This window comes from Mesorhizobium sp. M0195 (assembly GCF_040322115.1).
GTDB lineage: Bacteria > Pseudomonadota > Alphaproteobacteria > Rhizobiales > Rhizobiaceae > Mesorhizobium.
In genome coordinates, this window is the sequence record NZ_JAMYSV010000014.1 from 26,479 (window position 1) to 41,587 (window position 15,109).

Sequence of the window (15,109 nt, forward strand, 5' to 3'; positions counted from 1 at the left end):
TGCCGGGCGTATGCGACTTTGTCGCTAGGATGTGTGTCGCCCGCCGCCCCCTAGCGGCGGGTTCTGTCAGTCTATTTCGCCTGGCGTTCCTTCACGTTCGCATGTTCATTCGCCGCCTCCGTGTCGGTGGACGGGGTCTTGGTCTCTTCACCTGAAAACGGGCTGCCCTGCCCCGGTGCGAGATCGCCGCTATGGCCGGCCTTGTTGGTCTGGAACGGTTGGCTGTCCGCTTTGAGACCGTGGTCAAGAGCATTGACAAGATGGTCGTCCGCCTTGGCAAGGCCGGTAAAGGCAAGGAGCGATGCACCGGTGGCGGCAAGGATAAGCGTGTGCGTTTTCATGTCTGGACTCCTTTGAGTTAAGGCCAGAACGAGCCGCAGCCATTCTGGCGGCTTCAACGAAGGGACAAATGTCCCTTTTGCCTTACCCGCCATTTTATGTGGAACTAACGCGCCCTCTGCCCGGCCTCTTCCCGCTGAAACACATCGTGATCGACATGCGGCTGCCGCGCGGGCCAATCGGCGCGGACTAAGCGCTAGCTCGCGGCATTGAAGCGCAGGATGTCGCGGCCATCTCTGTCGGCGATGACAAGCTTGCCGGCGTCGACGTGGTAGGATGCTGCTTTGGCCAGCGCCTCGAACAGCGCCTTTTCCTCGGCCATGACCTGAGGCGCGCAGGCCTTAAAGGTCGAGCCGATGTCGCTGATAGCGATCGTCGAGCCGTTTATCCTGGCGGTGGCGAAATAGACGTTGCAAGGGCCGCTGCCGCCGGCCTTGCCGGCTTCGCTGATGCGGAATGTCGCCCGCGGCTCGGCAATCACGCCGACGCCGTCGATATATTCGACCAGCCAGCTTTGGCCGAACACGGAAGGTGCCGCCGGCTCGTCGCCCGGCGCCGCCATTTTCAGCATGATGGTCTGTGGCGCGTCGCTGAGCGGGTCGACCTGATGGCGCGTATCGGTGACGAATAGCAGCCGGTCATCGACGGTGATGCGCGCCTGCAGCGCGTAGGTCATATCAGGCCGGATCACCCGCGGGTCGAAGCTGATCTCGAACTTGATCGGCACCTGGCCGGCCGGCACCACCTTGCGCTCGCCGATGATTGCTGCCGGCGCGTCGGCCAGCGACACGTCGGCAAGCTGCACGGAAAGCACGGCATTGGGCGGCAGCGCGATGCGCTCGCGATACATCACCTCGCCCTTGAGGGTCTTTTCGGCAGCCACGGAACGATCCGGAACGGCAAGTATGCCAACGGCCAGCGGCACCAGTCCGAAGATGAAGAACTCGGCGATCCTGTCCAGCATGATCCTGCTCCCCTTCGGCAAAGGGTTTCGCAGGATTGCGGTCAATGAATGGCCGGCGGCGTATTGGCATGGCTGTCCCAGGAATTTGTTTGGACGGCGGGGCGCTTCCAGCGGCCCGCCGCCTTGTCGTCGGGCTTCTTGGCCGCTCCGCAAACTCTGTTCAGTCCACGCTCGGCGACTGTCTCGGAAAAGCCCATGCCGCAGGATGAGCTCCAGTCGGGCGATCTCGGCCGCCGGTTTGACTATGCGGCGGCATTCACCGCCGGTTTGCTCGATCCTGACCGTGCCCCGCCTGACTCTGTCTCGGGGCCGAACGGGAAGGCTGCGATCAAGCGATATGCCGTCTACCGCAACAACGTCACGGTCAGCCTGATCGATGCGCTGGCCGCCAGCTTTCCAGCGACGCTGCGCATCACCGGCCCGGATTTCTTTCGCGCGATGGCGCGCTTTCACATCCGCGAAACGCCACCCACCTCGCCGCTTCTATTCGAATATGGCCGCGACTTTCCCGATTTCATCGAGCGCTACGAACACGCGCAGTCGATGCCGTGGCTGGCCGACGTGGCGCGCATCGAGCGGGCCTGGCTCGATGCCTATCATGCCGCCGACGCGGAGGCGCTGTCGGCTGAGGCACTGGCGTCGATCCCTCGCGAGAGGCTTGCCGACACCGTGCTGCGGCCGCATCCGGCGACGCGGATCGCGCGCTCCCGGTTCCCGGCAGTCACAGTCTTCGCGGCAAACCGGAACGACGCTCCTGTTGGGCCGATCCGGGCAACGGGCGCTGAAGATGCGCTGGTCACGCGGCCCGGCCTCGAGGTCTTCGTCCGCCACCTACCGCCCGGCGGCGCAGTATTTATCTCGCATCTGGTCGCGGGCGAGTCGCTCGGTGCAGCGGCCGCGGCAGCGTTTGCGGAGAGTGCCGAATTCGAGCTTTCCGCCAACATTGCCGGTGTGCTGGAAGCGGGAGCCTTCACGACGGCACATCAGGAAAGGTGAGCACGATGAGCCATAGGCAGAACGCGAGCACCGAACCGCGAGGGTTCGCCGCTCTCGTCGAAAGGCTGAATGCCGCCCTGCGCACGATCGCGACGCCATCGCTGACGCAGCTTGTCCTGCGCTGCGCGCTCGCTGTCCCGTTCTGGCGGTCCGGCGTCAACATGGGACGGTTTTCTACAGTTGAACGATGTCGCAGTGCTGCTTTTCAGCTCGGAACTCAAATTGCATCTGCCGGGCGGTCCTTATGATTTTCCGGCACCCGCGCTGGTGGCGTTCGCTTCAGGGTCAGCGGAGATCGTGTTGCCAGTTCTCCTTGTTTTCGGCCTGGCGACGCGACTGGCGGCGTTCGGGTTGCTGCTGATGACGCTGGTCATCGAGCTCACCGTGCCGGACGGCTCGCCGCTGCACATTACCTGGGCGGCGATGGCGCTTGGCATCATGGCCTGGGGACCCGGCCGGATTTCGCTCGATCATCTGATCGGCACTGACAAAGGTTGAGGGCTCGCGGAAGCCTGGTCAGTCTCGCTTCCAGCGGCTCGCCGCCTTGTCGTCGGCCTCCTTGGCGTCGACCCAGCCGCCTTCGGAACCGTCGCTATGGTGTTCCTTTTTCCAGAACGGCGCCCGTGATTTCAAATAATCCATCAGGAAATTCGCGGCCTCGAACGCCGCCTGCCGGTGGGCCGAAGCGGACACCACCAGCACGATGTTTTCGCCCGGCGCGATCTTGCCGTGGCGATGGATGACGGTGAGCCCCTGCAGCGGCCAGCGCGCGATTGCCTCGCCGGCGATGCGGGATATCTCGGCTTCCGCCATTCCGGGATAATGTTCGAGCTCGAGCGCGGAGAGCCTGCGTTGCTCATCGCGGCAGAGGCCGGAGAAGGTCACCACAGCGCCGATGTCGTTGCGACCCCTGTTCAGCCTGGCGATCTCGGCGGCGACGTCGAAATCCTCCGCCTGGATGCGCACGACAGGCACCACCGCGGACATGGTTCAGCCACCGGTCATCGGCGGGAACAGCGCGATCTCGCGCGCGCCGGCGATCTTTTCGCGGTGCTCGACATGTTCCTGGTTGATGGCGACGCGGATCACGTCAGGATATTGCAGCGCGTGCTCGTATTCCTCGCCGCGCGATTTCAGCCAGCGCAACAGGTCGGCGACCGTTTCGATGCCGGCCGGCAACTCGACGTCTTCTTCCGGTCTGCCGATCCGCTCGCGCACCCAGGCGAAATAAATGAGCTTCGTCGACATGCTACTCGTCCATGATGTGCTTGAGGCCGGCGCGGAAATAGTCGTAGCCAGTGTAGAGCGTCACCAGGGCGGCGATCCACAGCAGCACCAGCCCGGTCTGGGTGGTCAGCGGAAAGAGCTTGTCGCCGGCCGGGCCCGCAAGCAGGAAGGCGATGGCGATCATCTGGATGGTGGTCTTCCATTTGGCGAGCTGCGTCACCGGCACCGAGACCTTCAAAGCCGCCAGATATTCGCGCAGGCCCGAGACCAGGATCTCGCGGCACAGGATGATGATCGCCGCCCATAGCGACCAGCCGGCGATGCCGGCATGGCGGTCGGTGTCGGCGGCAAGCAGCAGCAGGCAAGTGGCGACCAGCAGCTTGTCGGCGATCGGGTCGAGCATCTTGCCGATGTTGGAGGTCTGCTGCCAGGCGCGCGCCAGATAGCCGTCGAAGTAATCGGTGATCGAGGCGAGCAGGAAAATGATGAGCGCCGACCAGCGGGCGAAGTCGCTCGATTTCAGATGACCCTCCAGGAAAAAGCACAGCACGACCAGCGGCACCGCCAGGATGCGGGCGTAAGTGAGCATGTTGGGCAGGTTGAACGCGCGCTGGGACATGTTTTGGGAACTCTTTCTGCCTGCTTAGTCAAATCAGAAGCGAATGTGGGGGGTCAACAGGCCAGAATCGATTAGCCAGCCGAAATATCGGCAATAAGTCTTAGCTCTCGTGAAAATGATTGTAGACCAATTTCGCCACCTGTTCGGAAATGCCGTCGACCTTGACCAAGTCTTCGACGGCGGCACGGCTGACCGCCTTGGCCGTACCGAAATGCATCAGCAGCGCGCGCTTGCGGCCCGGGCCGATGCCGCTGATCTCGTCGAGCGGGCTCTTGACCATCTCCTTCTTGCGGCGGGCGCGGTGCGAACCGATGGCGAAGCGATGGACGTCGTCGCGCAGTCGCTGGACGAAATAGAGCACCGGATCGCGAACGGGCAGCGAGAATGGGGCCCTGCCCTTTACGAAGAAGCGTTCGCGGCCGGCATCGCGGTCCTGACCCTTGGCGATGCCGATGGCGACAACGCGATCCTCGATGCCGAGATCGGCGAGGATCTTGCGCACCGCCGTCATCTGGCCCTGGCCGCCGTCGATGAGGATGACGTCGGGCCAGGCGGGGAAGCCGCCCGCGTCCTCGATATCGTCGCCCGGTTCGGTAGGGTTCGCCTCGCCCGTGCCCTCGGTTTGCGGGGCATCGCCATGTTCCTTCAACAGCCGCGAGAAGCGCCGCTGCATCACCTCGCGCATCATGCCGAAATCGTCGCCCGGCGTGATCTCGGTCGAGCGGATGTTGAACTTTCGATAATGGTTCTTCACAAACCCTTCCGGCCCGGCGACGACCATGGCGCCGACGGCGTTGGTTCCCATGATGTGCGAGTTGTCATAGACCTCGATGCGCACCGGCGGCTTTTCCAGGCCGAAGGTCTCGGCAAAGCCAGTGAGCAGCCGCGCCTGAGTTGAGGTTTCGGCCAGCCGCCGGCCGAGCGCTTCGCGCGAATTCTGCAGCGCATTGTCGGTCAGGTCCTTTTTCTCGCCGCGCTGCGGCACCGAGATCGACACCTTGCGGCCGGCCCGGGTGGAGAGCGCCTCCGCCAGCAATTCCTGGTCCTCGACGCCATGCGACAACAGGATGGTGCGCGGCGTCGGCTTGTCGTCGTAGAACTGCGCCAGGAACGATCCCAGCACCTCGCCGGCTTCGAGCGCCGGATCGGCCTTGGGAAAATAGGCGCGGTTGCCCCAGTTCTGGCCGGTGCGGAAGAAGAACACCTGGATGCAGACCTGGCCGCCCTCCTGATGGATGGCGAAGACATCGGCCTCGTCGACGGTCTGCGGATTGATGCCTTGATGGCTCTGCACATGCGACAGCGCCGCCAGCCGGTCGCGATAGATGGCGGCGCGTTCGAAATCGAGGTTCTCCGAAGCCTGCTGCATGGCGGCGGAGATCTCCGTCTTCACCTTCTGGCTGCGGCCGGAAAGGAAATCCTTCGCCTCGGCGACAAGCCTTGCATAATCGCCATGCGAGATTTCGCCGGTGCATGGGCCGGCGCAGCGCTTGATCTGGAACAAAAGGCAAGGCCGGGTGCGGTTCTCATAGAAGGAGTCGGTGCAGCTCCTGAGCAGGAAGGCGCGCTGCAGCGAGTTGATGGTACGGCCGACGGCGCCGGCCGAGGCGAAGGGGCCGAAATAGTCTCCCTTGCGTGAGCGCGCGCCGCGATGCTTGTAGATACCGGGCGAGACATGATCGCCGGTCAACAGGATATAGGGGAACGACTTGTCGTCGCGCATCAGCACGTTGAAGCGTGGCCGCAAGCGCTTGATGAGGTTGGCTTCAAGCAGCAGCGCTTCGATCTCGGTGCGGGTGACGACGAACTCCATCGTCGACGTCTCGCGCACCATGCGGCCGATGCGGCTGGTGTGGAACCGGCCTTGCGCGTAGCTGGTGACCCGCTTCTTGAGGCTGCGTGCCTTGCCGACATAGAGCACGTCGCCGGCGGCATTCATCATCCGGTAGACGCCGGGCGCATTGGGCAGCCGCTTGACCAGCGTCTGGATCACCTCGGCGCCGACCATGCCGTCGGCGTCGCCGGCATGCGGGGTCCAGTCGATGGCGGTGAAGGTGACGTCCGGACCGCCGGCCGCAGGCTCGACGACCTCTTCGGCCGCCTCGTCCTCGAGGTCGATTTCGGGCGGCAGGTCGTCGGCGCCACCGCGCGTTTTTTGTTTCTGGTCCATGGGGCTCATTCCGCCATGCCTGTCACATCGGGCGTCTGCCATGCAAGGTGCTGGCCGCCGTCGAGCGCAATCATCTGGCCGGTGACCGAGCGTGCCGCCCACAGATAACGGATGGTGGCACCGAATTCCGGCAATTCCGGGCCGCGTTTCAGGATCAGCCCGGCAATCTGGGCATCGAAATCGCTGTCGTGCTGGCGCGTGTTCTTCAAGGTCGGGCCAGGACCAATAGCGTTGACGCGGATGCGGGGACCCAGCGCCTGCGCCATCATCTCGGTCGACGCCCACAATGTCGACTTCGACAGCGCATAGGAAAAATAACGCGGCGTCGGGCGCCAGACGCGCTGGTCGATCATGTTGACGATCAGCCCCTCACTGTTCTGCGGCAAGGCCCGGGCGAAAGTCTGCGCCAACAGCGCCGGCGCCTTGACATGCACGGCGAAATGGCGATCCCAGGCCGGCCAGTCGAAATCCTCAACACTGTCGTGCTCGAACAGCGAGGCGTTGTTGACCAGCAGCGACACCGGCCCGAGCGCCGCCGCCGCGCGGCCGACAAGGTTGCCGACGGCATCCATGTCGGTCAGGTCGGCAGCAACCACGGCGGCCCGGCCATGTCGACCAAAATGACCACCGTTGATTTCGGCCGCGAGCGCCTCCGCCTCGGCCAGCGAGCGATTGCAGTGAATGGCGACGGCAAAACCATGCCCGGCAAGATCTTCGACGATCGCCCTGCCGATCCGCCTCGCCCCGCCCGTCACCAGTGCCGTCGCGGCGACCTTGCTCATCTGTCAATCCTTAATCCGATGCCGATTCCGACCTGCCGGGATAGCGCCGGCAAATTATGGCCCGCCAAGCGTTAAATCCCATTTCCACCTGGGGCAAGATTGTGGCAAAGTGGCCGGTGGGCGTTCTGGTTCGACCGGAATTCGGGCCAGCCCGTCCGCAATATAGGGCGCTGGAGCCCTTATACCAAGCCGTGTGCAGTGCAGCACGGCGAACCTGCTGACATTCGCTGTTGCGAAGATGCAACGTCAAGGTTCTGCCTCATTCGTGCCAGGGAATGACCCAAGTTCAGGTTCGCTTCAGCCGCATTTCGACACGACATTTGCAACCGTTGAACGCCGGATCCGTTTCATCCCCCGGACGGGTTGAGGGCGCTCATGAAAAACAAGCCTGTGTCCTGTGGCTTAAGGAGTAAAGAACAATGCAAGCCAATCTTAAATTTGCGCGACCGCTGGCGGTGGCGTTTGGGCTGTTCGCCCTCGGCGGAACTGCCTATGCCGCGGACGTGGTTCAGGAAGAGCCGCCGGCACCTGCCCCGATTGCAGAACTTCCGGTCGCATCCTGGGCCGGTCCCTATGCCGGTGTGAGCGTCGGCTACGGCTTCGCCGGCCATGCCAAAGCCAAAGACATTGGCGTCGACGTCGACACCAAGGGTTTTGTCGGCGGCGTCTTCGGCGGCTATAATTGGCAGCAGGAGAACTTCGTCTACGGTGCCGAAGCCGATATCGGCTACAACGGCGTCAAGGGCGACGATGCCGGCATCGAGGCCAAGGGTGGCTTCGAGGGCTCGCTGCGTGCCCGCCTCGGCTATGCCGTCAGCCCGGACATCCTGCTCTACGGCACCGCCGGTGGCGCGCTGAAGAACCAGAAGATTGAAGCTGCCGGCGTAAGCGACACCAACACGCAGTTCGGCTGGACAGCCGGCGTCGGTACCGACATCAAGATCACCGACAATGTGTTCGGCCGTGTCGAGTATCGTTACACGGACTTCGGCAGGAAGGACTTCGACGGTATCGGCAAAGTTAAGTCGACCGACAATCGCGTCACTTTCGGCGTCGGTATGAAGTTCTAAGTCGTCCAAGCCACGACACGAAAAAGCCGGGCCTCGCGCCCGGCTTTTTTTGTGGCACCGGTTGGGCCGCCCGCCCTCAGGCCGGGATGGCCGGCTTCAGTTCCGGGAATTTCTCGTCGAAGCGCGCCGCCCAGCGCGTCAGCCGGCCGCGGCCCTTTTCCCATTTTCCGGCGAAGCGCAGCGAGAGATAGCCAAGGCAGGCGCGCAATGCGATTTGGCCTAAGGTGATTTTCTTCGGCAGCTTCGGCGGGTTGGCGTTGAGCAGATCGAGCGCGGCCGAAATCTTCGTCCACTGGCGCTCGAGCCAAGGCTGGTAGACCATCTCTTCCGGCCGCGTGCGCCGCTCATAGACCATCGACAGCGCACAGTCGCAGATACCGTCGGCCAATGCCTCCAGCACCTCCGCCTCAAGGCGCCTGTCGGGATTGCGCGGAAACAATGCGTTCTTCGACATCCGGTTGAGATGCTGCGTGATGGCGCGGCTGTCGTGGACCGAGCGGCCGTCATCGAGCACCAGCACCGGGATCTTGCCGAGCGGATTGGCGCCGATCAGTTCGGCCGGCCTTTCCTCGGTCTTTATCGGCACGAGATCGACCGCGATGCCAGCATAAAGTGCTGCCATGCGCACCTTGGAACTGTAGGGGGAAGTAGACGCGTAGAGCAGTCTGGGCATTGTCGATTCCTGTTTGCCGGCTACAGCTCCATATGCCCCGTTGGACGCGCAAAAGGACGCGGTAGCATTGTGACTTCGCGCATGACCCTCACCGAAAATCGATTCCGACAGGGGCTCGTGCGTGGGCACTGTTGACCGGTCATGCAGGGTTCATCAACGGCCAGAGGCGGAAAACCGCGCCGCCAGCGTACAACCATTGTCTCGACGTCAATCGCGATGCGATAAGCCGCAGTGCGGCGGCAGACGCGAGCGGGTCGGACAATCCAAATCCGATTGGCTACCAACTCGGCCTTGCACCGAAGGTTAGCCTTTGGCAGCCACGAAAATCCCACCGGACTTCGCCGCATGGCGAAGCCCTGGGAGCTGCGAAAAGACGTCTTCCTCCCGCCTCTTTCTCGTTCTGCCCGACCGTCAACCAAGAAGCGAGGCGCCTGTCCGGCATCCCGCCCTGACTGTCTTGAGTATTGTCCCCGACGGTAGCAGGGCGGCGACTACTTCTTGGCCTTCGCCTTTGCGGGCGCTGCTTTCGGCTTGGCCGCGGGCGCTGCTTTCTTCACTGCCGCAGAAGATTTCGCAGCGGCGGCCTTTGCCGGTGCTGCCTTCTTCGCAGCTGGCTTCGCGGCGGCCTTTGCAGCCGGCTTCTTGGCCGGTGCCGCCTTCTTTGCGGGTGCAGCCTTGGCCGGTGCTGCCTTTGCCTTAGCAGGTGCTGCTTTCTTCACGGCCGGTTTTGCCGCGGCCTTGGCGGCCGGCTTTTTGGCCGGCGCTGCTTTTGCCTTAGGCGCGGCGGCCTTCGCTTTGGCAGCGGGTACCGCTTTCTTCACAGCAGTTGCGGCCTTTGCCGCGGCTGCTTTTGCTGGTGCTTTCTTTGCCGGTGCCTTGGATGCCGGCGCCTTGGATGACTGCTTAGCCATATCATGCCCCTTCCGTTGTGCCGACGGCCGTTATTGACCCGGCGCGTATTGCATATCTGACTCGCGGCTTGCTAGCCAGCGAAGCATTAGAATGATTTTTGCAGCTTAAGTTTCGGTTACGGCGAGCGCACGACCATTTTACCCTCGCAAAAACCGGCTGCGAATCTTTGTCTCCCGCAGTGAAGTTCTGCGACAGAAATTCTGGCCGCTCTATCTCGACCGGTCTTCTCGTCAAGCTCAGGACCTTTTCGACCAGCTTTGCGCTTCAACGTCCGGCGCGCAGCGCGAACATTGTCCAGAACGAAGGCGGTCGCCCGCCTCGTCTTGTTTGAAAAGATAAACTACAGGTAAGTAGGAAGCAACGCGACGAGCACGCCGCTGCACTATCTTGCACGGCGCGATGAAAGTAAGCAGACAGCTCACATTTCTGAAGGACAGGATATCGTTCGATAGATCCGGTCGAGCCGACCGCGTGATCGAAAGCGCTTGGCCGTTCAGGCGCCGGGCGGCTCACGGCTCATCTGCAGCCGGCGCGAAGGCTCGGCCCTGTGGAGATGGACGGCGAAGGTATCCCATGGCGGCATGACGGAAATCTGTGCCAGGATGCGCCCCGCTTCACCGCGATGATAGCCGCCGTGCAGTACGACGTGGGTCAGCATTTCCTGTCGCGACATCAATACCTTATCCCCGTCGGTGAACACGAAGGCGAGGGGCTCGGACAGCTGCCGCGACGAAACGGTTTCGAGATAATCGGGATACCAGCGATCGGTCGCTGCGACCGCGGCGCGAAGTTCGTCGAACGCCGGCGTGTCCTCAGTGGTGGCGGCGGAGTAGCCATGGCTTGCGTCAACCAGGTGCGCCGAGAATATCCGCGACACCACATGGCTGTGATCGACGAGCCGTATCACGGCCTGCCGTTCCTTGCCGTGAACATGCGGGTCGAGACTCGCGAGCTTTTCCAGCAGTTCGTCATGGCCCAGGCCTGATAGGCAAACAGGCCGCGAACCAGAGCGAGCGCACTCATGGTCGGTGTCCTTTTCCGGAAATGCGAGTATGTTGTTTATATTTTCAGGAGAATGAGAGGGCGTGTCTACTCGCATTGCAAAACCGCATACGCGCATGCGCAAGCAGCCGCGCCAGGCGCGTTCCAGGGCAACCGTCGAGGCGATCATCGAGGCAGCGGCTCATGTTCTGAGCGGGCTGGGCTGGGCCGGCTTCACCACCAACAAAGTGGCCGAGACAGCAGGTGTAAGCATCGGCACGCTCTACCAGTATTTTCCCGACAAGCTCTCCCTGCTCGCAGCCGTCCGGCGCCGTCACTTCGATCATGTGCTGTCGGTCATTCGCGATTCGGCGGAAGACCAAAAGCCGCTCAGGACATTCGCGCAGGAGCTGGTGCGCGGCATGATCGCGGCACACAGCATTCACCCGACACTACACCAGGTGCTGCTCGACGAGGCGCCTGGCGATCGTGGCTCCAGGGCCGCCCATGCTTCGTTCCAGGCACAATACCTCAATCACTATGCGACTGCTGTCGCCAGTTATCGCAAGCCAAGGAAAGGCGCCGACATGGAGACCGTGGCGCGGGTGCTGTCGTCAGCGATCGAAGGTGTGATCCACAACGCGGCACGCCGGAACATGCTCGCCGCGCCGGAGCTGCAAAAGCAACTCGTCGAACTGATCTGCGCCTACCTGTCGGGAGCGGGCCGTACCGGTCGATAGCGCATGGCACGGCGGAAGTCGGGATTTCTGTGTGTCGTTCAAACCCGGCTTGTGAGGTGCGGCAAGGACGATGCCAACAATGCCGCACCTGATGCGGCCAAGAGTGTGAGGACGATCTTTCGAAAAGTCGCCTCGCTAACGCCGATGTAGAGTCTCGCGCCAAGGAGTGTCGGTATCAACATCGCCGGCGCGACGACGGCAAACATCGGCAGCATTTCGAGCTTGATCTTTCCGGCCGCAAGATAGGCGGCCATCGTCATGGAGAGGGTCACAAGGTTGAAATTCTGGATGACAATACGCTGCCTGTCCTTTTCCCATTGGCGCAGCACGCACCACAGCGTTGGAACCGGGCCGGTGAAGCCGCCAAGTCCACCCATGATGCCACCGACCAGACCTATTGCACCGTCTGCAACAAGACCCCCGACCGTGATGGGAGGGAGGCGACGCGCAAAGAGCATCAAGGGACACCAAACGACCAGCAGCGCGCCGAAGACCAGCTTGAACAACTGCACATCCAGCAAGGGCAGGATGGCGACACCGACCGGAATCCCTATGGTCCCGCCGATCAGGAAGGGCAGCAGAAGCCTGAGGTCGAAACCCCGGCGGACGGTGACGGCAGCGATGATCTGACCGGTGAGCGCCCCAAAGACCGCCATGGCAGCAGCCAGTTGGGGTTCCACGGTCCAAACCCAAATCGACATGGCAACCAGGCTGAAAGCGAACCCGGAAAGCCCCTGGACGAAGCCAGCAACGACCGCGCCGAGAGCAACAGTATAAACAAGCAAATCCATGTGGTGCTGTTTCCCCGCAAACTCGTGACAGCAGATCGCGCTTCCCGCGAATGCTGCGCCGCATGGAAACGGTGACGGTCGATCAGGTGGCCGGTGCTAAAAAGTCGGAATCAGCGAGTGCGCGATCAGCGCAGGACGCGGCAGCGGCCGTTGTAGACCATCCAGCGGTCGAAGCCCGACACGCAGAATTCAACATTGTCGCCGATCGAGGCAAAACCCTGGCCTTCCTCGATCAAGTACCAGATGGTGCGGGCGCGACCGTCGGAGAGGCTGACGGTCGCGCCGCAATAACGGCGACCGATCGGCCAGATGTCGTCGGCCGGCAGATAGCGATGCTGGTGGATGCGCTGGAAGTCGACGATCTGCACATCCGGCAGATGCGGCACGTGATGCACCTGATAGGAGAAGCGGTCGGTGATTTTGTTCAGCACCCAGGCCTCGCCGCACACGCCGCTGTCCTCGTCAGTATAGATTGCAAGGTCGGCGGCCTGCACCGCCGGAGTAACGCCAAGAGGCGCAGCCAGCGGCGTGCAAACGGCGAGCAGTACGGCAAGGGCGGATTGGGCGAAGCGAGTCATGGCAGCCTCTCAAGGTCGACTGCGCGCACTGTGCGGATTCGCTGACGCGCGGTCAAGCGGTTGTAGCGACTATGGTTGTGGTGACGCGGTTGCACTGAGGGAACGGCAAGGACCGCATCTCAAACTACTCTCCCGCCAGCCAGTCCAGCGTCCAATGCGATGGCTGCTCGACAGCAACCAGCCGGTGCAGCGCCGGCAGCAGCGTCCGCAACTCGCCCTCCAGGGTGAAGGGCGGATTGACCACCACCATGCCGCAGCCATCGAGGCTCGGCTCGACGGAGGCCGGCCTGATCTCAAAACCGATGTCGAGCAGCCTGGGAACGCCCGTCTGCTTCAGCGCCCTGCGGAAGGCGGCGACCGCCTTGCGGTCCTTGAGCGGATACCAGAGCGCGTAAATCCCTCCTGGCCAGCGCCGATGGGCTCTTTGCAGCCCGTCGACCAAGCGACCGAACTCGCCCTCTTCCTCGAAAGGCGGATCGATGAGGACGAGGCCGCGCTTCTCCTTTGGCGGCAGATGCGCGCCGAGCGCCAGCCAGCCGTCGAGCTCGATCACCCGGGTCTGGAAGTCGCCGTCGAACAGCGACTTCAGCCTGGCGGCATCCTTGGCATGCAGCTCGACCGCCGACAGCCGGTCCTGCTTGCGCATCAGGTGCCGAGCGATCAGCGGCGAACCCGGGTATTTTTTCACGTCGCCGTCCGGATTAAGCGAGCGGACGGCTTCAAGATACGGCGCCAGCAGTGCTGCCGCCGGCGCATCGAGGGCCGCATCGACCAGCCGGCCGATGCCGCCTTGCCATTCGCCGGTCTTTTGCGCTTCGGTCGAGGACAGATCGTAACGGCCGATCCCGGCATGGGTGTCGATGACCCGAAACGCCTTGTCCTTCTGCTTCAGATATTCGATCAGCCGACTGAGCACGACATGCTTGACGACGTCGGCGAAGTTTCCGGCATGGTAGGCGTGGCGATAGTTCAATTGGAGCCCCTGCCCCAGCGAGGCGCTGGCGGCTGCGAATTCGGATTTTCCGGCCGACGGCCGCCGAAACGGAATGCCAGCACCAGCCCGGCCAGGCCGGCCGCCATCAGGGAAAAACCGACCGGGCGCGCCCGGCGGTCGACCTCGCCGGCAGCCGAGCGCAGGACGAGGTCGACGGCCCGCATCGGAATGCCCTCGGCGTCGCCCGGACCAACGGTAAAAATATAGGGGCCGGCGGTAACGGTCGGGATCAGGCCGGCCTCGTCGCGAAAGATCCTGTCCGGCAGTTGCGGACTGACCTGCCGAGGATTGTCGGAATGGTTGAACTGCAGCGTCGAGGCGAGCACCGTCCTGCCGGCGGTGGCGGCAGTGAGGGTCAACACGGTGCGCTGCTGCGAGACGATACGCTCGGCTCTTGCCGTAAGGTCGACCAGCACGCGTAGCGGCCCGTCGCGTGCGCTAAGGGCCACCGTCACTGGCTTGAACCGGCCCTGGTCGTAAACCCTCCAGGTGCCGATCTCACGGCCGGAGAAATTGGTCATCGCCCAGGGATAGACGACGCCGATGCCGGTACCGATGAGCAGTATCAGGGCGAACAGAGAGCGCATGAGGTCAAGACCCGGTATTCGGCGCGCTGGTGTCGTCGCGGGCGCGTTCCATTTCGTCCAGGAGCATATCAAGGCCGAGATCAAACGTCCGGTCAAATTCGGCGGTGCCGAAATAACGCCCGGCCGCAGCTACTTTTGGAAAATCCTGCGCCAGTTGCTCATCGCTGACCGTGGTCACGGCCGAAGGCCCCTTCGCATAGCCGGCAGTCTCGTCGAGGATGGCACCCATCAGATAATAGCCGGTGGTACGGAACAGCCGCGCACCAAGTTCCGGTCCGAAGCCGCCGGCCTCGAACAGGCCGAGGATGCCGTTCAGCCACGCAAGGCAGGTCGGCGAGTTCATCCGGTAGGTAACGAAGAAGCTGGCGAAAGCCGGGTGCTCACGCGCGACGCGGCGGAAATCCTGCACGGCGATGCGCAACCTTTGTCGCCAAGGTAGGTCCGTGTCGGGCATTTCGAGGGAGCCGATCAGCCGGTCCACCAAGGCTTCGAAGAGATGCGCCACCGAAGGAAAGTGGTGATAGATGCTCATCGCCTCGCAGCCGAGTGCAGTCGCCAGCTTGCGCATCGAAAAACCGGCGAGGCCCTCGCTCTCGATCACCTTCAAAGCGGCAGCCTCGATCATCTCGCGAGACAGTCTGCCGCGCGGTCGCTTTTTTTTGATCGATGTGTCCATGGTGCCGCTT

General features: G+C 62.9%; 18 protein-coding genes and 1 pseudogene. 4 read left to right on the plus strand and 15 right to left on the minus strand.

Annotated features, from left to right (window positions below):
- Window positions 1–71: 71 nt before the first annotated feature.
- Together NKJ12_RS23270 and NKJ12_RS23275 are read right to left on the minus strand one after the other, a co-directional pair.
- Window positions 72–341 (minus strand): hypothetical protein, encoded by a 270-nt coding sequence (locus NKJ12_RS23270; RefSeq protein ID WP_254820285.1) that lies wholly within the window; start codon window positions 339–341, stop codon window positions 72–74.
- A 194-nt stretch (window positions 342–535) separates the two neighbouring features.
- Complete coding sequence (locus NKJ12_RS23275; RefSeq protein WP_352705323.1) at window positions 536–1,303, minus strand: YbaY family lipoprotein; 768 nt, start codon at window positions 1,301–1,303, stop codon at window positions 536–538.
- 195 nt (window positions 1,304–1,498) lie between these two features.
- Here NKJ12_RS23275 and NKJ12_RS23280 point away from each other — a divergent pair, with 195 nt between their 5' ends.
- Both NKJ12_RS23280 and NKJ12_RS23285 read left to right on the plus strand, forming a co-directional pair.
- Window positions 1,499–2,299 (plus strand): HvfC/BufC family peptide modification chaperone, encoded by an 801-nt coding sequence (locus tag NKJ12_RS23280; RefSeq protein ID WP_352507907.1) that lies wholly within the window; start codon window positions 1,499–1,501, stop codon window positions 2,297–2,299.
- Window positions 2,300–2,304: 5 nt separating this feature from the next.
- Window positions 2,305–2,797: pseudogene (locus NKJ12_RS23285) on the plus strand (DoxX family protein).
- An 18-nt stretch (window positions 2,798–2,815) separates the two neighbouring features.
- Here the strand turns inward: NKJ12_RS23285 and NKJ12_RS23290 are convergent.
- From NKJ12_RS23290 to NKJ12_RS23310, 5 genes are all read right to left on the minus strand, one after another.
- Window positions 2,816–3,286 (minus strand): molybdenum cofactor biosynthesis protein MoaE, encoded by a 471-nt coding sequence (locus NKJ12_RS23290; protein WP_352507909.1) that lies wholly within the window; start codon window positions 3,284–3,286, stop codon window positions 2,816–2,818.
- A gap of 3 nt (window positions 3,287–3,289) precedes the next feature.
- On the minus strand, window positions 3,290–3,547 hold the full coding sequence (gene moaD, locus NKJ12_RS23295) for a molybdopterin converting factor subunit 1 (protein ID WP_352507910.1): 258 nt from the start codon (window positions 3,545–3,547) through the stop codon (window positions 3,290–3,292).
- 1 nt (window position 3,548) lies between these two features.
- The gene (gene pgsA, locus NKJ12_RS23300) at window positions 3,549–4,145 is read right to left on the minus strand and encodes a CDP-diacylglycerol--glycerol-3-phosphate 3-phosphatidyltransferase (protein ID WP_254820290.1); all 597 of its coding nucleotides are present in this window, start codon (window positions 4,143–4,145) and stop codon (window positions 3,549–3,551) included.
- 100 nt (window positions 4,146–4,245) lie between these two features.
- Window positions 4,246–6,324, minus strand: a complete 2,079-nt coding sequence (gene uvrC, locus NKJ12_RS23305; protein ID WP_352705325.1) for an excinuclease ABC subunit UvrC — start codon at window positions 6,322–6,324, stop codon at window positions 4,246–4,248.
- Window positions 6,321–7,097: an SDR family oxidoreductase gene (locus NKJ12_RS23310; RefSeq protein WP_352507912.1), complete on the minus strand. Its 777-nt coding sequence runs from the start codon at window positions 7,095–7,097 to the stop codon at window positions 6,321–6,323. The genes uvrC and NKJ12_RS23310 overlap by 4 nt, the downstream gene beginning before the upstream one ends.
- A 419-nt stretch (window positions 7,098–7,516) precedes the next feature.
- Here NKJ12_RS23310 and NKJ12_RS23315 point away from each other — a divergent pair, with 419 nt between their 5' ends.
- Window positions 7,517–8,167 carry an outer membrane protein gene (locus NKJ12_RS23315; RefSeq protein ID WP_254820293.1) on the plus strand — a complete coding sequence of 217 codons (651 nt, stop codon included), beginning with the start codon at window positions 7,517–7,519 and terminating at the stop codon, window positions 8,165–8,167.
- A gap of 76 nt (window positions 8,168–8,243) precedes the next feature.
- Here the strand turns inward: NKJ12_RS23315 and NKJ12_RS23320 are convergent, their stop codons facing one another.
- The 3 genes from NKJ12_RS23320 to NKJ12_RS23330 form a co-directional block, all read right to left on the minus strand.
- A complete protein-coding gene (locus NKJ12_RS23320) occupies window positions 8,244–8,840 on the minus strand; it encodes a glutathione S-transferase family protein (protein ID WP_352479252.1) in 597 nt (198 codons plus the stop codon).
- 491 nt (window positions 8,841–9,331) lie between these two features.
- Window positions 9,332–9,751 carry a hypothetical protein gene (locus NKJ12_RS23325; protein WP_352705327.1) on the minus strand — a complete coding sequence of 140 codons (420 nt, stop codon included), beginning with the start codon at window positions 9,749–9,751 and terminating at the stop codon, window positions 9,332–9,334.
- Between the two features lie 494 nt (window positions 9,752–10,245).
- The gene (locus NKJ12_RS23330; RefSeq protein ID WP_352689594.1) at window positions 10,246–10,659 is read right to left on the minus strand and encodes a DinB family protein; all 414 of its coding nucleotides are present in this window, start codon (window positions 10,657–10,659) and stop codon (window positions 10,246–10,248) included.
- Between the two features lie 178 nt (window positions 10,660–10,837).
- Between NKJ12_RS23330 and NKJ12_RS23335 the strand changes: the two genes are divergently transcribed.
- Complete coding sequence (locus tag NKJ12_RS23335; protein ID WP_352705329.1) at window positions 10,838–11,473, plus strand: TetR/AcrR family transcriptional regulator; 636 nt, start codon at window positions 10,838–10,840, stop codon at window positions 11,471–11,473.
- 38 nt (window positions 11,474–11,511) lie between these two features.
- On the opposite strand, the gene NKJ12_RS23340 is transcribed toward NKJ12_RS23335, so the two are convergent.
- From NKJ12_RS23340 to NKJ12_RS23360, 5 genes are all read right to left on the minus strand, one after another.
- Window positions 11,512–12,264, minus strand: coding sequence for a sulfite exporter TauE/SafE family protein (locus NKJ12_RS23340; protein ID WP_352705331.1), 753 nt, complete (start codon window positions 12,262–12,264; stop codon window positions 11,512–11,514).
- Between the two features lie 125 nt (window positions 12,265–12,389).
- On the minus strand, window positions 12,390–12,842 hold the full coding sequence (locus NKJ12_RS23345; protein ID WP_352705333.1) for a hypothetical protein: 453 nt from the start codon (window positions 12,840–12,842) through the stop codon (window positions 12,390–12,392).
- Between the two features lie 124 nt (window positions 12,843–12,966).
- A complete protein-coding gene (locus tag NKJ12_RS23350; protein ID WP_352705335.1) occupies window positions 12,967–13,815 on the minus strand; it encodes a 23S rRNA (adenine(2030)-N(6))-methyltransferase RlmJ in 849 nt (282 codons plus the stop codon).
- On the minus strand, window positions 13,812–14,423 hold the full coding sequence (locus tag NKJ12_RS23355; protein WP_352507919.1) for a hypothetical protein: 612 nt from the start codon (window positions 14,421–14,423) through the stop codon (window positions 13,812–13,814). The genes NKJ12_RS23350 and NKJ12_RS23355 overlap by 4 nt, the downstream gene beginning before the upstream one ends.
- 4 nt (window positions 14,424–14,427) lie before the next feature.
- A complete protein-coding gene (locus tag NKJ12_RS23360) occupies window positions 14,428–15,099 on the minus strand; it encodes a TetR/AcrR family transcriptional regulator (RefSeq protein WP_352705337.1) in 672 nt (223 codons plus the stop codon).
- Window positions 15,100–15,109: the final 10 nt, after the last annotated feature.

Excerpts from the sequence above, each read along its gene's own strand:
- NKJ12_RS23270 (WP_254820285.1), bottom strand. The coding sequence starts at position 341 with ATGAAAACGCACACGCTTATCCTTGCCGCCACCGGTGCATCGCTCCTT.
- pgsA (WP_254820290.1), bottom strand. The coding sequence starts at position 4,145 with ATGTCCCAGCGCGCGTTCAACCTGCCCAACATGCTCACTTACGCCCGC.
- NKJ12_RS23290 (WP_352507909.1), bottom strand. The coding sequence starts at position 3,286 with ATGTCCGCGGTGGTGCCTGTCGTGCGCATCCAGGCGGAGGATTTCGAC.
- NKJ12_RS23355 (WP_352507919.1), bottom strand. The coding sequence starts at position 14,423 with ATGCGCTCTCTGTTCGCCCTGATACTGCTCATCGGTACCGGCATCGGC.
- NKJ12_RS23275 (WP_352705323.1), bottom strand. The coding sequence starts at position 1,303 with ATGCTGGACAGGATCGCCGAGTTCTTCATCTTCGGACTGGTGCCGCTG.
- NKJ12_RS23340 (WP_352705331.1), bottom strand. The coding sequence starts at position 12,264 with ATGGATTTGCTTGTTTATACTGTTGCTCTCGGCGCGGTCGTTGCTGGC.
- NKJ12_RS23345 (WP_352705333.1), bottom strand. The coding sequence starts at position 12,842 with ATGACTCGCTTCGCCCAATCCGCCCTTGCCGTACTGCTCGCCGTTTGC.
- uvrC (WP_352705325.1), bottom strand. The coding sequence starts at position 6,324 with ATGAGCCCCATGGACCAGAAACAAAAAACGCGCGGTGGCGCCGACGAC.
- NKJ12_RS23320 (WP_352479252.1), bottom strand. The coding sequence starts at position 8,840 with ATGCCCAGACTGCTCTACGCGTCTACTTCCCCCTACAGTTCCAAGGTG.
- NKJ12_RS23315 (WP_254820293.1), top strand. The coding sequence starts at position 7,517 with ATGCAAGCCAATCTTAAATTTGCGCGACCGCTGGCGGTGGCGTTTGGG.
- NKJ12_RS23360 (WP_352705337.1), bottom strand. The coding sequence starts at position 15,099 with ATGGACACATCGATCAAAAAAAAGCGACCGCGCGGCAGACTGTCTCGC.
- NKJ12_RS23325 (WP_352705327.1), bottom strand. The coding sequence starts at position 9,751 with ATGGCTAAGCAGTCATCCAAGGCGCCGGCATCCAAGGCACCGGCAAAG.
- NKJ12_RS23310 (WP_352507912.1), bottom strand. The coding sequence starts at position 7,097 with ATGAGCAAGGTCGCCGCGACGGCACTGGTGACGGGCGGGGCGAGGCGG.
- moaD (WP_352507910.1), bottom strand. The coding sequence starts at position 3,547 with ATGTCGACGAAGCTCATTTATTTCGCCTGGGTGCGCGAGCGGATCGGC.
- NKJ12_RS23280 (WP_352507907.1), top strand. The coding sequence starts at position 1,499 with ATGCCGCAGGATGAGCTCCAGTCGGGCGATCTCGGCCGCCGGTTTGAC.